The organism is Streptomyces sp. NPDC007872 (genome assembly GCF_042868165.1).
GTDB lineage: Bacteria > Actinomycetota > Actinomycetes > Streptomycetales > Streptomycetaceae > Streptomyces.
Map to the genome: position 1 here is coordinate 292,034 of NZ_JBIAEA010000009.1, position 14,392 is coordinate 306,425.

Here is a 14,392-nt window from a genome sequence, read left to right on the forward strand (position 1 = left end):
CCGGCCGTGAGGGCCCGCGGTCTCAGTTGTCGTACTCGTCCAGCGGCGGGCAGGAGCAGACCAGGTTCCGGTCGCCGAAGGCGCCGTCGATGCGGCGCACCGGCGGCCAGTACTTGTCGGCGGCCGAGACGCCGGCCGGGAAGACCGCCTCGTCCCGCGTGTACACGTGGTCCCACGCGCCGCCGAGCGCGGCCGCGGTGTGCGGGGCGTTGCGCAGCGGGTTGTCCTCCGCCGGCCACTCGCCCGCGGCGACCTTCTCGATCTCGGCCCGGATCGCGATCATCGTGTCGCAGAAGCGGTCGAGCTCGGTCAGGTCCTCGGACTCGGTCGGCTCGATCATCAGCGTGCCGGCCACCGGGAAGGACATCGTCGGCGCGTGGAAGCCGTAGTCGATCAGGCGCTTGGCGATGTCGTCGACGGTGACGCCGGTCTCCTTGGACAGCGGACGCAGGTCCACGATGCACTCGTGGGCGACCAGACCGGCCGGACCGGTGTAGAGCACCGGGAAGTGCGGCTCCAGGCGCTTGGCGATGTAGTTCGCCGCGAGCACCGCGACCTGGGTGGCGCGCTTGAGGCCCTCGCCGCCCATCAGGCGCACGTACGACCAGGAGATCGGCAGGATGCCGGCGGAGCCCCACGGGGCGGCCGAGATCGGACCGACGCCGGTCTCCGGGCCCGCGGTGGGCTGGAGCGGGTGGTTCGGCAGGTACGGGGCGAGGTGGGCGCGGACGCCGACCGGGCCGACGCCGGGGCCGCCGCCGCCGTGCGGGATGCAGAAGGTCTTGTGCAGGTTCAGGTGCGAGACGTCGCCGCCGAAGTGACCCGGCTTGGCCAGGCCGACCAGGGCGTTGAGGTTGGCGCCGTCGACGTACACCTGGCCGCCGGCCTCGTGGACCTCGGCGCAGATGTCCGCGACGTGCTCCTCGAACACGCCGTGCGTGGACGGGTAGGTGATCATCAGGACGGACAGCTCGTCGCGGTACTGGGCGATCTTGGCCCGCAGGTCCTCGACGTCGACCTCGCCGTCGTCGGCGGTCCTGACCACGACGACCTTCATGCCGGCCATCACCGCGGAGGCGGCGTTGGTGCCGTGCGCGGAGGACGGGATGAGGCAGACCGTGCGCTGCTCGTCGCCGTTGGCCCGGTGGTACGCGCGGACGGCGAGGAGACCGGCCAGCTCGCCCTGCGAACCGGCGTTGGGCTGGATCGACACCTTGTCGTAGCCGGTGACCTCGGCGAGGCGCTCCTCCAGCTCGGTGATGAGCGTGAGGTAGCCCTCGGCCTGCCCGACCGGGGCGAAGGGGTGCATCTGGCCGAACTCGGGCCAGGTCACCGGCTCCATCTCGGTGGTCGCGTTCAGCTTCATCGTGCAGGAGCCGAGCGGGATCATGCCGCGGTCGAGCGCGTAGTCGCGGTCCGCGAGGCGGCGCAGGTAGCGCAGCATCGAGGTCTCGGAGCGGTGCGCGTGGAAGACCGGGTGGGTCAGGTACGCGTCGGAGCGCAGCAGACCGGCGGGCAGCGCGTCCTCGGTGGCGGCGTCCAGGGCCTCGACGTCGGCGGTGACGCCGAAGGCGCCCCAGACGGCGGCGAGCTGCTCGCGCGTGGTGGTCTCGTCGCAGGAGACCGACACGTGGTCGGCGTCGGCGCGGTACAGGTTCACACCGGCCTCGCGGGCGGCGGCGGCGACCGTGTCGGCCTTGCCGGGCACGCGGGCGGTGAGGGTGTCGAAGAAGACGTCCCCGGTCAGCTCGACGCCCCCGGCGCGCAGACCGGCGGCCAGGATCGCGGCGTACCGGTGGGTGCGCAGCGCGATGCCCTTGAGGCCGTCGGGGCCGTGGTAGACGGCGTACATGCCGGCCATGACGGCGAGCAGCACCTGGGCGGTACAGATGTTGCTGGTGGCCTTCTCGCGGCGGATGTGCTGCTCGCGGGTCTGGAGGGCCAGGCGGTACGCGCGGTTGCCGTCGGCGTCGACGGACACGCCCACGAGCCGGCCGGGCAGGGAGCGGGCGTGCTTGTCCTGGACGGCCATGTAGCCGGCGTGCGGGCCGCCGAAGCCCATGGGGACGCCGAAGCGCTGCGTGGTGCCGACGGCGATGTCGGCGCCCAGCTCGCCGGGCGAGGTGAGCAGGGTGAGGGCGAGCAGGTCGGCGGCGACGGTGACGATCGCGCCGAGCTCGTGGGCCGCGTCGATCAGCGGCTTGATGTCGCGGACGGCACCGGAGGCGCCGGGGTACTGGATCAGCACGCCGAAGACGCCGCGCTCGGCGACCTCGGCCGGGATGCCCTCGCTCAGGTCGGCGACGACGACCTCGACGCCGGTCGGCTCGGCGCGGGTCTCGATGACGGCGATCGTCTGCGGCAGGGCGTCGGCGTCGACGAGGAAGACGCCCTTCTTGACCTTGCCGACGCGGCGGGACAGCGCCATGGCCTCGGCGGCGGCGGTGCCCTCGTCGAGCAGGGAGGCGCCGGAGGTGGGCAGGCCGGTCAGGTCGGCGACCATCGTCTGGAAGTTCAGCAGGGCCTCCAGGCGGCCCTGGGAGATCTCCGGCTGGTACGGCGTGTAGGCCGTGTACCAGGCGGGGTTCTCCATCACGTTCCGGAGGATCACCGGCGGGGTGAAGGTGCCGTAGTAGCCGAGGCCGATCATCGGGGCGAGGACCTGGTTGCGGTCGGCGAGCTCGCGCAGCTCGGCGAGCACCTCGGCCTCGGTGCGCGCGGCCGGCAGGCCCAGCGCCTCGGCGTTCTTGATCACGTCCGGCACCGCGGCGGCCGTGAGCTCGTCGAGCGAGCCGTAACCGACCTGGGCGAGCATCTTGGCCCGGGCCTCGGCGTCGGGCCCGATGTGCCGCTGCTCGAACGGGATGCCCTGCTCGAGCTCGGAGAGCGGAATGCGGTTGGCGGTCATGTACGGAGGCCTCCTGGTCGTCACGACCTGCGAGGGGCACCACGGCGCGGGTGCCCGGACGGCCTCCCCCTCTGTCATCTCAACCTGAGAGCTTCACCGGCACGCCTCGCGGCACGCCGGCTTTCACCGTCGGTGAGAGCGCATGCCGTCGGACATCCGCTCTGCTTTCCAGAGTGACCTCGTCCGTGCGGTACGGGGGCCTGAGAGATTCCGGGGAGGATTTGCTCCTTCGGCGCCCACCGGAAGGTTTCTCCGGGGGACTCTCCCGCACGGGGTCGACAGCCACACCCAGCCTACCAGCGCGGTTGAGACTCCCTTCGCTCAAGTGGCCGACATCCCGGATGTGCCCTTTGGTAGGGGGTAGAGGAGTTGCGACCAGTTGGAGGGACCGTGCAGACCGACATCGATCCGCGCAGCCTGATCGGCCGCAAGGCGTACGACCGGAACGGACACAAGATCGGAACCGTCGACGAGGTGTACCTCGACGACGCGACCGGCGTCCCGGAGTGGGCCGCGGTCCGCACGGGCCTGTTCAGCAGGGACGCGTTCGTCCCCCTGGAACCGAGCGACCTGCTCGACGACGGCCTCCACGTCCCGTTCGAACGCGCCCTCATCAAGGACGCCCCGGACTTCGGCGTGGGCCGCCACCTCTCCCCGGAGCAGGAACTCCAGCTCTACCGCCACTACAGCCTCGCCCTCCCCCCGCCCCCCGCGGACACCCCGGACAAGGACTTCGGCCGCCTGGCGGGCCAGGAAAGCGCCTGACCGGAACCGCCCGAAAACACCCCGCAGCCGCCGACGACGCGGCACGCCCCACGGGAAGACCCGCGCCCCTGCCCACCCACCGTCACGGGTGGTGCGGGGGGTGCGAGTGGGAACCCGGCCCGGCCGCCAGGCCGGGCGCACCCCCACGCCCCGCAGCCGCCGACGGCACGGGCACAGGCGCCGACCCCGCCCCCGCCCCGGAACCCCGCACCAGCGGCAACGCCTCCCCCGCCTCCAGCTCCGGATCGTCCACGGCGAACGTCCGCACCCGCCCCGGCGCCGACCCCGGTTCCTCGAACCGCACCGTGACCCGTCCGAGCCCGCTCCCCTGCACCCACCCGGCCCCGTGCACCGCGTGCCGCACGTCGTGCCCGGGCGCCCAGTACCGCTCGACGGGCGCGACGGACCCGGCCCCGACCGGCTCGGCCACCACCACCTCGGGCGCCACCGCAGCGGCACCGGCCTCTCCCCCGCCCCCCTCACCCGTGAGCTCCGCCTGGGCGAACAGGTCCTCCTGCGTGTAGTCCGCGAGCCCGCTCACGCCCACCCCGAGCAGCCGCACGCCCCCCGTGGTGTCCACCGACTCGAGCAGCCGCCCCGCGGCCTCCCGCACGACTCCCAGCGCGTCCGTCGGCCCCCGCAGCGTCTCGGACCGGGTGAGCGTCGAGAAGTCGAACCTCCGCACCTTCAGGACGATCGTCCGCCCCGAGTGCCCCGACGCCCGCAGCCGCTCCACGCACCGCTCCGCGAGCCGCTCGACCTCTCCCCGGATCCGCACCCGGTCGTGCAGGTCCACGGCGAAGGTGTCCTCGACGGAGACCGACTTGGCGTCCCGCTCGGCCACCACGGGCCGGTCGTCGTGCCCCAGGGCCATCCGGTGCAGCGAGGCCCCGTGCGCCCGCCCCAGGAGCCGTACGAGCTCGTCCTCGCCCGCTTCCGCGAGGTCGGACACGGTCGTCATCCCGGCCCGCCGCAGGTGCTCCCCGGTCGCCGGCCCGACCCCGGGCAGGATCCGCACGGACTTCGGTCCGAGGAGCTCCCGCTCGGTGCCCGGCGGTATGAGGGCGAGTCCGTCCGGCTTCGCCTGCTCGGAGGCGATCTTCGCGAGCATCTTGGAGCCCGCGAGCCCCACCGACCCGGTGAGTCCCGTCGTGGCGAGGATGTCGGCCCGCAGCCGCTCCCCCGCGGCCCGCGCGCTCGCCGTGTCGTCGGCGACGCCCCCCGCCTCCAGGTCCACGAAGGCCTCGTCGAGGCTGAGGGGCTCCACGAGCGGGGACAGGCCCCCGAGCAGCCGCATGACCTGCTCGCTGATCGACCGGTAGAAGGCGAAGCGCGGCACGAGATAGGCCGCGTTCGGCGCGAGCCGACGCGCCTGGCCCATCGGCATCGCCGAGTGGACCCCGAAGCGACGCGCCTCGTACGAGGCGGTGGCGACCACGCCCCGCGGCCCGATCCCACCCACGACCACGGGCTTTCCGCGCAGGCTGGGCTTCGACGCCTGCTCGGCGGCGGCGAAGAAGGCGTCCATGTCGAGATGCAGGATCGTCGGCGCGGCTCTCACGCCTCCGATGCTCCCCCATGCCACTGACAACGGCCGGACGCCCCGGGACGCGCCCCGCGACGGAGCCGTCCCGAAAACCGCCCGCGGACCCGGCTCAGACCGCCCGGTCCCGCCGCCTGCGGGCCAGCTCGTCGCCGGGGTTGTGCCCCACGAGCGTCTCGCCGGTGTCCACCCGCTCCCCGTGCAGTTGCGAGAGCGCCGCCTCCACGTCCCGCCAGACCACGCCGACGGCGATGCCGAAGACGCCCTGCCCGCCCTGGAGCAGGTCGACGACCTCGTCGGGCGAGGAGCACTCGTAGACCGTGGCCCCGTCGCTCATGAGCGTCATCCGCTCCAGGTCGCTGAAGCCCCGGGCCCTCAGGTGCTGCACCGCGGCCCGGATGTTCTGCAGGGCCACCCCGGTGTCGAGGAAGCGCTTGACGATCTTCAGGACGACGACGTCCCGGAAGCTGTAGAGCCGCTGCGTGCCCGACCCGTACGCGGGCCGCACGCTCGGTTCCACGAGACCGGTGCGCGCCCAGTAGTCCAGTTGGCGATAGGTGATGCCGGCGGCCGCGCACGCCGTGGGGCCGCGGTAACCGATCACCTCGTCCGCCGCGCCCGTACCGGCGCCCGTACCGAAGTCGCTCACACTGCCGTGAAGCGGATACGGACCGTTCTCCCCGGACACGCGTCCGAGGGAGCTGCCCGCCGTACCGTCCGCGCTGCTCATCACGCCGACCCTCCGTCCTTGACCTGCCCACACGAAGGTAGGCAGTCACTCGGGGTGCGTCAACGATCGCCACACTCGGCACGCCGAGTGATAATCACCCTGAGAGTGGTTTCCCGTGTCTCTCTCCGGGGAAAGGCTACTCGAATGCTCTGACAGCACCCCGCGAACGGCCCATGGCCGTACCGCCCGGTCTCACTGACTGTTGGTCCCGAAATCCTCCGGTGAGATCTGGTCGAGGAATTCGCGGAACTTCTCCACCTCGTCCTCCTGCTCGTCCGGGATCGCGATGCCGGCGTCGTCCAGGACGCCGTCACTGCCGAAGATCGGCGTCCCGGTCCGGAGGGCCAGCGCTATCGCGTCGGACGGCCGGGCGCTCACCTCGACGCCGCTGGCGAAGACCAGCTCGGCGTAGAAGACCCCGTCACGCAGATCCGTGATGCGGACTTCGGTGAGCTCCTGCCCCACGGCCTCCAGCACGTCCTTGAACAGGTCGTGCGTCAGCGGTCGCGGAGGGGCCATCCCCTGCTGCGCGAAGGCGATCGCGGTCGCCTCCCCCGGTCCGATCCAGATGGGGAGGTAACGATCGCCTCCCACTTCACGTAGGAGCACGATCGGCTGATTGGAGGGCATTTCCACTCGGACACCCACAACGTCGAGCTCGTTCACACAGCAACCCTAGGACGTGCCCGACCGGTTTGGATAGTCGGGCCCCTCTCCGGTCACTGCGAGCGGGTGCCCAGGGCGATCTGCATCAGGGCCGCGTGCAGCCGCACCGACTGCGCGGCCAGCTCCTGGGCGGTGGCCTCCGCGTGGGCCCTGGTCTGCGGATTGCGGTGCCGGCGCAGCGGCGCGACCACCTGTTCGATCAGCCCGGCCTCCCGGTCGGCGGCCGCCTTCACGGACCGCAGGTGACGGGGCTCCAGACCGAATCTCCCCAGATCCGCCACGAGCCGGGCGACGGTGACGGTCTCGGGGTCGTAGCCCCCGCCCTCCGTCTCGGCGATCAGACCGTACGACTCCCACTCCGCGAGCTCGGTCTCGGTGACCTCGGCGGCGGCGAGCAGCTCGTCCCGTTCGAGCCGCGCGGCGGCCGGCGGCTCCGGGTCCTGCTCCCAGGGCCCCTCCAGGAGGTCCCGACGGCGCCCGGGGGCCGGGAGTTCGACCCGCTCGCCCCGGGCGAGGGCGTCGAGGTGCTCGCGGATGACCTTCAGCGGAAGGTAGTGGTCCCGCTGCATCCGCAGGATGCGGGCGAGCCGCTCCACGTCCTGCCGGCTGAACTTCCGGTAGCCGGAGGCCGTCCGCCGGGGCTCGACGAGCCCCTCGGCCTCCAGGAACCGGATCTTGGAGATGGTCACTTCGGGAAACTCGTCGCGCAGTTGGTTCAGCACCGTGCCGATGCTGACCAGTCTGTCGCCCGCGGTGGCGGTGCCGGATCCGGCACCGCCCGTCGGTGTTCGCAGCATGGACCTTCCCTGAAGGGGATTCCCCGAGGCGTCACACGCCCCGCTGGCTCGAATGGAAGACCAGCCGGTACTTGCCGATCTGCACCTCGTCACCGTTGGACAGAACGACCGAGTCGATCGGCTCGCGGTTGACGTACGTGCCGTTGAGGCTGCCGACGTCGGAGACGGTGAAACTGCCGTCCTGCCCCCGCCGGAACTCGACGTGCCGCCGGGAGACCGTGACGTCGTCCAGGAAGATGTCGCTCTGCGGGTGACGGCCGGCCGTCGTCAGCTCTCCGTCGAGGAGGAACCGGCTGCCGGAGTTCGGCCCCCGGCGCACCACGAGGAGCGCGGATCCCAGCGGCAGCGCCTCCACGGCCGCCAGCGCCTCCGGGGAGAGCGACGGCAGCGCGGTCTGGCCGGTGACCTCCGCGTCATAGGCCTCCAGGCCCGAGATGGAGATCGTCGACGTCGTCTCCGACGCGCGTTCCGGGGCGACCCCGCCGCGCAGCGGCGTGCCGCAGTGGGAGCAGAAGCGGCTGTCGGCCGCGTTGCGGTGACCGCACCTCGTACACACCGGCATGGACGCATCCTCCTGCCGCGGCTGCCCCGCCGAGGTCTGTGTCGCGTACGGGTCGGAGGAGAACCCTCCACCCGCACTCGAGGTCGATGGTTCACCGAAACCTATGCGGGCGGCCCCGGCGGGGTCAACAGAAGACGCGCCCGGTGCGCCCGGAATGTCACCACCCCGACCTCCGACCTCGTCACGGAAGAGCGGGCGCTCGCCGCCCTGCTCCTCGCTCTGGGCGTGGCGCGGCGCGCGGTGCCGGGCGTTGCCGTCCTCACGTGCGCTCTTGCCGAACAACTTCGCAAACAACTTCACGGGCGATTCCCCTTGACCGAAACAGACCCGCCCGTGGGGCAGGACGAACCGAGATCCATCACACCTGCCGACCCGGACACCTTCACAACGTCCGTATCCTCCGGACAGTTTCCACCACGCACCACCGTTGTGATGCGCCGACCCCCCGCAAGGCCCTGCCCTTGTCGCGGGACCCCCCTCGTACGCCTCCTCACTGCGAGGACGACTGAGCGTAGTCAGGCCGCTCCGCCGGTCGCAAGGCGTCGACGACGATCTTCGCCGACCGCTCCACCGTGGCCGTGGCCTGCTCCTTCTCGAGGGTCTGCACGACACCGCCGGGGATGTTGAGCGCGGGCTCGAGATCCTCCGGCTTGCCGATGACCTTGAAGACGTACGGAGCGGCCACCTGCGTTCCATCGATCCGCATGTCATCACCACTACCGGTGAAGTAACTGTCCGCCACCACCCGGACACCGTTGACCTGGATCGCCTCGGCGCCCGCCGCGCGCAGCTCCTGGATGGCGTCGAGCAGCATGTCCGACTCGACGGACCCGGTGGGGTCGCCGACGGACAGGGTGATGCCGGGGCCCTCGGCGGCGACCGTGCCGGCCAGGATGCCGAGCTGCCGCTCCTTCTCCTGGGTCTGCTTGCGCGCCTCCTCGGCCTGGTCCGAGCTGGACTCCAGCTCGGAACGCTGCTTCTCCAGACGGGTCTTCTCGTCCTCCAGGCGCTGCGTGCGGTCGTCGAGCTCGTCGAGGATCCGCACCAGGTCCTCCTGGCGGGCGCCCCGCAGGGCGCTGTTGTCGCTGGTCGAGGAGACCTGGATGGCCAGACCGAGCCCGAGGCCGAACAGCAGCAGGGCGACGACGAGTTGGGCCCTGGTCACCCTCGGCGGCCACAGCGCGGAGATCAGCCTGTGCCGACCGCCCCGCTCGTCCCGTCCGCCCGCGCCCGACGGCTCGGCCGCGGGGGGCGCCTCGGCGGCGGGAGGAGGTGCCACGGGCTCCCGGGCTCCCCGGTCCGTGCTCCCCGGCGCCGCGGGCGAGCCGGGGACCGCCCCGGGCGCACCCTCGCCCGGGGGCTTCCGGTGCTGGTGGTGAGGGGCGGAGGGCGGCTGCGTCTCCACCTTCCGGAAGACCCGGGTGTCCACGTCCTCGGGCACTTCGGGACTCCTGGGCGCCGCGGGCCCTGCCGGGGCCCCGGCCCCTTCGGGGACTTCGGGACTCCCGGGGCGCCGCTGCTCCTCCGGCACCCGGGGGTCCTGGGGACGCTGCGGGGCCTGGGAGCCCTGCGGGTCCTGGGCACCACGGGGGTCCTGAGGGTTCTGGGGGTCCTGAGGGTTCTGGGGGTTCTCGCTCATCGGCCTCACGCCCGGAAGACGTGGCGCCGGATGGCGGCCGCGTTGGAGAAGATCCGGATGCCGAGCACGACGACCACACCGGTCGACAGTTGCGCGCCCACGCCCAGCTTGTCGCCGAGGAAGACGATCAGCGCGGCCACGACCACGTTGGACAGGAAGGAGACCACGAAGACCTTGTCGACGAAGATCCCGTCGAGCATGGCCCGCAGTCCGCCGAAGACCGCGTCGAGGGCGGCGACCACGGCGATCGGAAGATAGGGCTCGACCACCGCCGGAACCTCGGGGCGGACCAACAGTCCGACCACCACTCCGACGATCAGGCCCAGTACGGCGATCACGATGTGCCCTTCCCTGTGTCGGCCGTGGCCCGACCGGAGGGCGTCGCCCCGGCCCCCCTCGGCTCTGCGGTACGTACGGTCAGGCTCGGCGCGGCCGGAAGGCGCACGTCGCCCTCGGCGGAGATGCTGCTCCTGATCCCGAAGTTCTCCACCAGCGCGTGCAGGTACTGCCCGTCGGCGCTGTCCTGGAACGCGGTGCTCAGCTTCTGCCCGTTCCCGATCGCGAGGACGGTGTACGGCGGCACCAGCGGCTTGTTGTCGACCAGTATGGCGTCGCCGGCGGCGCGGATCGCGGACAGCGACGTCAGCCGCTGCCCGTTGATCGCGACCGCCTCGGCGCCCGACTCCCACAGCCCGTTGACCACGCGCTGCATGTCCCGGTCGCGGACCCGGCCGGTGTCGGAGAAGCCGCTGCTCTCGCGGGGGCCGCCGCCACCGGTGTCGGTGTCCTTGGCGTCGTCGACGACCAGCCGCACCCCGGGGCCGTGCACCGGCGTCGCGCCCGAGAGCAGCGCCACCAGCTCGGCCTGGTCGCCGCCGTACTCCTGGAGCGCCTGCCTCTGCCGCTCCCCGACCTCGGTACGGATCCGCTCGACGTCCTGTTCCAGGCCGTCGGCCTCCGAGGACTCCGCCTCGATCCGGTCGATCAGTTCCTGTCGCTCCTTGGCGACGACCGGCGCGGAGACCCGCGCCTCGGCCGCGCCGACGGTCACCACGGCGGCCGCGAGCAGGAGGCCGGCGGCGACGCCGAGCTTCGCCCGCAGACTGCGGGGCAGCCCGCCGCCCTCGGCGGCACGCCGGGCGGTCGCCTCGGCGTATCCGTCGTCGAGGGCGTGGTCGATCACGTTGTTCAGCAGCGACATGGACGCGTCCGGACGCGGCGGCGATGATCCGGTGCTCCGAACGGGGGGCTGCTGCGACATGCCGCACATCGTCGCACGTCGCACGGCGTACCGCCGAATGGCCCCTCCGTCCGGTGGGGAGGTGCTTCTCGGGCACCTCCCCACCGGACGGGGCGACTCCGTCAGCGACCTGCGCTGTCGACCACCGCGGCCCACTCGTCGAGCAGGGCCTGCGCGGAGGTGTCGTCGGGACCCTCGGCCCACAGATGGGTGACGGCCTCGGCGGGGTCGGGCAGCACCATCACCCAGCGCCCGTCGGCCTCCACCACCCGGACGCCGTCGGTGGTGTCGACGGAGCGGTTGCCCGCCGCCTCGACCACCTTGCGCATCACGAGGCCCTTCACGGCCCACGGGGTCGCGATGTCCCGCTTGAGGACGTGGGCCCGCGGGATCCGGGCGTCGATCTGGCTCAGCGTGAGCTGCGTCCGCGCCACGAGACCGAGCAGCCGCACGAAGGCGGCGGTCCCGTCGAAGACGCTGCTGAACTCGGGCACGATGAACCCGCCGCGCCCGTCACCGCCGAAGATCGTCGACTCCTCCCGGCCGACCCGGGTGAGGTCGTCGGGCGAGGTGGTCGTCCACTCGACCTGGGTGCCGTGGTACGCGGCGACCTGCTCGGCGATCCGCGTGGTCGTCACCGGCAGCGCGACCCGCCCGGAGCGCCGCTCGGCAGCCACCAGGTCCAGCATGACCAGGAGCGCCCGGTCGTCCTCGATGATCCGGCCCCGCTCGTCCACGAGGGACAGCCGCTCGCCGACGGGGTCGAAGCGCACGCCGAACGCGGCCCGCGCCGAGGCCACGATCTCCCCGAGCCGTACGAGCCCGGCCCGTCGGCTCTCGACCGACTCCGTGGGCCTGGACTCGTCGAGACCGGGGTTGATCGTCAGCGAGTCGACTCCGAGCCGTCCGAGCAGGCTGGGCAGGACGAGCCCGGCGCTGCCGTTGGAGGCGTCCACGACGACCTTCAGGCCGGCCTCCGCGATCCCGGAGGTGTCGACGTTCCGCAGCAGCGATCCGGTGTACGAGTCGAAGACGCTCGCCGGGAAGGAGAGGTCGCCGATCTCACCGGGGAAGGCTCTCCGGTACTCCTGGCGCGCGAACACCCGGTCGAGCTTGCGCTGCCCGCCCTGGGAGAGGTCGGCGCCGCGCTCGTCGAAGAACATGATGTCGACGGAGTCGGGCACGCCGGGCGAGGTTCGGATCATGATGCCGCCGGCGCTTCCGCGCGCGGTCTGCTGCCGTGCCACCGGCAGCGGCACGTTCTCCAGGTCCCGCACGTCGATGGCACTGGCCTGCAGTGCCGAGATCACCGCCCGTTTCAGCGCGCGGGCGCCCCGGGAGTGGTCACGGGCCGTGGTGACGGTCGAGCCCTTCTTCAGGGTCGTGGCGTACGCGCCCGCGAGGCGGACCGCCAGCTCGGGCGTGATCTCCACGTTGAGGATGCCGGAGACCCCGCGCGCTCCGAAGAGGTGGGCCTGTCCCCGGGACTCCCAGATGACCGAGGTGTTGACGAACGCGCCGGCCTCGATCGTCTTGAACGGATAGACCCGGACGTTGCCCTGCACGATCGATTCCTCACCGACCAGGCACTCGTCCCCGATGACGGCTCCGTCCTCGATCCGGGCGGCCCGCATGACGTCGGTGTTCTTGCCGATGACACAACCGCGCAGATTGCTCTGCTGGCCGATGTAGACGTTGTCGTGGACGACGGCCTTGTGCAGGAAGGCGCCGCTCTTGACGACCACGTTCGACCCGACGACGGTGTGCTCGCGGATCTCGGCACCGGCCTCGACCTTGGCGTAGTCACCGATGTAGAGCGGTCCGCGCAGCACGGCGTCGGGGTGCACCTCGGCGCCCTCCGAGACCCACACGCCGGGCGAGATCTCGAAGCCGTCGATGTCGACCTGGACCTTGCCCTCCAGGACGTCCGCCTGGGCCTTCACATAGCTCTCGTGCGTACCGACGTCCTCCCAGTAGCCCTCGGCGACATAGCCGTAGATCGGCTTGCCCTCCTTCATGAGCTGCGGGAAGACGTCCCCCGACCAGTCGACCGACGTGTCGGCCTCGACGTAGTCGAACACCTCGGGCTCCATCACGTAGATGCCCGTGTTGACGGTGTCCGAGAAGACCTGGCCCCAGGTCGGCTTCTCCAGGAAGCGTTCGACCTTGCCCTCCTCGTCGACGATCGTGATGCCGAACTCCAGGGGGTTCGGCACCCGGGTGAGGCAGACCGTGACGAGTGCGCCCTTCTCCTTGTGGAAGGCGATGAGATCGGTGAGATCGAAATCGGTGAGCGCGTCCCCCGAGATGACGAGGAAGGCGTCGTCCTTCAGCGCTTCCTCGGCGTTCTTCACGCTTCCCGCTGTACCGAGCGGTTTCTCCTCGTTGGCGTAGGTGAGCTCCATCCCGAGCTCTTCGCCGTCGCCGAAGTAATTTCGGACGAGAGAGGCGAGAAACTGCACGGTGACGACGGTCTCGTTGAGACCGTGCCTCTTGAGCAGTCGTAGGACGTGCTCCATGATCGGCCGGTTCACCACCGGCAGAAGAGGCTTGGGCATGCTCGAGGTCATGGGGCGAAGACGGGTTCCCTCGCCACCGGCCATCACGACGGCCTTCATGTCGGAAGCGTCCTCCTTCAAGAGATGACGGTCCTGCCGACTTCGCCTGCCCGCTCAGTAACCCGCGGACGTCCTCGTTGTTGCCGGCGACGCTGCTCGACACAGAAGGAACGGACTCAATCGGCCTCGGTATCCGTCTTCACGAGTCGACGGACCTGGACCACGTAGAGGATCCCTGCCCACCAATACAGAGTTGTACCCCATCCGGCGAAGGCCCACCCGAAAACTTCAGCGAGTGACGAAAGCCAGCCCGTTCCGTCACTGAGAAGCAGCAACGGGAAGGCGTACATGAGGTTGAAAGTCGCAGCTTTGCCGAGGAAGTTGACCTGCGGCGGCGGGTAGCCGTGCCTCCGGAGGATTCCCACCATGACCAGGAGCATGGCCTCGCGCGCCAGAAGGGCGGCGGTCAGCCACAGCGGAAGGATCTCCCGCCAGGTGAGGCCGACGAGGGTGGACAGGATGTACAGGCGGTCGGCGGCGGGATCGAGCAGCCGGCCGAGGCTGCTGATCTGGTTCCAGCGTCGGGCGAGTTTCCCGTCGAGGTAGTCGCTGACGCCACTGAGCGCCAGGACGAGCAGCGCCCAGCCGTCGCTCTTGGGACCACCGAACTCGGGGCGGAGAATCAGCCACAGAAACAGCGGCACGCCGACGAGGCGCGCCATGCTGAGAATGTTGGGGATGGTGAGGACCCGGTCGGTCTGAACGCGAGTCTCCTGGACCTCCACCCGGGGGCCTCCTGCTGAGGATGGTGCCGACGTTGCCCCCTGACCCTACCTTCAGCCACCGGACCACCGCGCACAGGGGTCTCGCCGGCGCCCGTGAACGCAGAAAAGCCCCGCACCATAAAGGTGCGGGGCTTTCCCACAATGATTGTTCGGCAGTGTCCTACTCTCCCACAGGGTCCCCCCTGCAGTACCATCGGCG

At 71.2% G+C, this 14,392-nt stretch carries 12 protein-coding genes and 1 riboswitch; of the genes, 1 reads left to right on the forward strand and 11 read right to left on the reverse strand.

Going from position 1 to position 14,392, the window contains the following annotated elements; translation table 11 throughout:
• Nucleotides 1–22: 22 nt before the first annotated feature.
• Nucleotides 23–2,908, reverse strand: a complete 2,886-nt coding sequence (gene gcvP, locus ACFYNX_RS28730; protein WP_388665458.1) for an aminomethyl-transferring glycine dehydrogenase — start codon at nt 2,906–2,908, stop codon at nt 23–25.
• A gap of 178 nt (nt 2,909–3,086) precedes the next feature.
• Nucleotides 3,087–3,186, reverse strand: a riboswitch (glycine riboswitch).
• Nucleotides 3,187–3,298: 112 nt separating this feature from the next.
• Between gcvP and ACFYNX_RS28735 the strand changes: the two genes are divergently transcribed.
• A complete protein-coding gene (locus tag ACFYNX_RS28735) occupies nt 3,299–3,673 on the forward strand; it encodes a PRC-barrel domain-containing protein (RefSeq protein WP_388665460.1) in 375 nt (124 codons plus the stop codon).
• 82 nt (nt 3,674–3,755) lie between these two features.
• On the opposite strand, the gene ACFYNX_RS28740 is transcribed toward ACFYNX_RS28735, so the two are convergent.
• From ACFYNX_RS28740 to ACFYNX_RS28785, 10 genes are all read right to left on the reverse strand, one after another.
• Complete coding sequence (locus tag ACFYNX_RS28740; RefSeq protein WP_388665462.1) at nt 3,756–5,234, reverse strand: DNA polymerase IV; 1,479 nt, start codon at nt 5,232–5,234, stop codon at nt 3,756–3,758.
• A gap of 94 nt (nt 5,235–5,328) precedes the next feature.
• Nucleotides 5,329–5,946 (reverse strand): MerR family transcriptional regulator, encoded by a 618-nt coding sequence (locus ACFYNX_RS28745; RefSeq protein ID WP_388665464.1) that lies wholly within the window; start codon nt 5,944–5,946, stop codon nt 5,329–5,331.
• Between the two features lie 192 nt (nt 5,947–6,138).
• A complete protein-coding gene (locus ACFYNX_RS28750; RefSeq protein WP_017238433.1) occupies nt 6,139–6,612 on the reverse strand; it encodes a bifunctional nuclease family protein in 474 nt (157 codons plus the stop codon).
• A gap of 53 nt (nt 6,613–6,665) precedes the next feature.
• Entirely contained in the window at nt 6,666–7,409 is a 744-nt protein-coding gene (locus ACFYNX_RS28755) for a MerR family transcriptional regulator (RefSeq protein ID WP_388665467.1), read from the reverse strand.
• 31 nt (nt 7,410–7,440) lie between these two features.
• On the reverse strand, nt 7,441–8,379 hold the full coding sequence (locus tag ACFYNX_RS28760) for an FHA domain-containing protein (RefSeq protein ID WP_388665492.1): 939 nt from the start codon (nt 8,377–8,379) through the stop codon (nt 7,441–7,443).
• An 82-nt stretch (nt 8,380–8,461) separates the two neighbouring features.
• Nucleotides 8,462–9,376, reverse strand: coding sequence for a DUF881 domain-containing protein (locus tag ACFYNX_RS28765; protein WP_388665494.1), 915 nt, complete (start codon nt 9,374–9,376; stop codon nt 8,462–8,464).
• 239 nt (nt 9,377–9,615) lie between these two features.
• A complete protein-coding gene (locus ACFYNX_RS28770; protein WP_015032176.1) occupies nt 9,616–9,948 on the reverse strand; it encodes a small basic family protein in 333 nt (110 codons plus the stop codon).
• Nucleotides 9,945–10,871, reverse strand: a complete 927-nt coding sequence (locus tag ACFYNX_RS28775) for a DUF881 domain-containing protein (RefSeq protein WP_388665469.1) — start codon at nt 10,869–10,871, stop codon at nt 9,945–9,947. Before ACFYNX_RS28775 ends, ACFYNX_RS28770 begins: the two co-directional genes overlap by 4 nt.
• Nucleotides 10,872–10,972: 101 nt before the next feature.
• Nucleotides 10,973–13,468 carry a mannose-1-phosphate guanyltransferase gene (locus tag ACFYNX_RS28780; RefSeq protein WP_365547446.1) on the reverse strand — a complete coding sequence of 832 codons (2,496 nt, stop codon included), beginning with the start codon at nt 13,466–13,468 and terminating at the stop codon, nt 10,973–10,975.
• Nucleotides 13,469–13,584: 116 nt separating this feature from the next.
• Nucleotides 13,585–14,193 (reverse strand): CDP-alcohol phosphatidyltransferase family protein, encoded by a 609-nt coding sequence (locus ACFYNX_RS28785; protein WP_125667251.1) that lies wholly within the window; start codon nt 14,191–14,193, stop codon nt 13,585–13,587.
• Nucleotides 14,194–14,392: the final 199 nt, after the last annotated feature.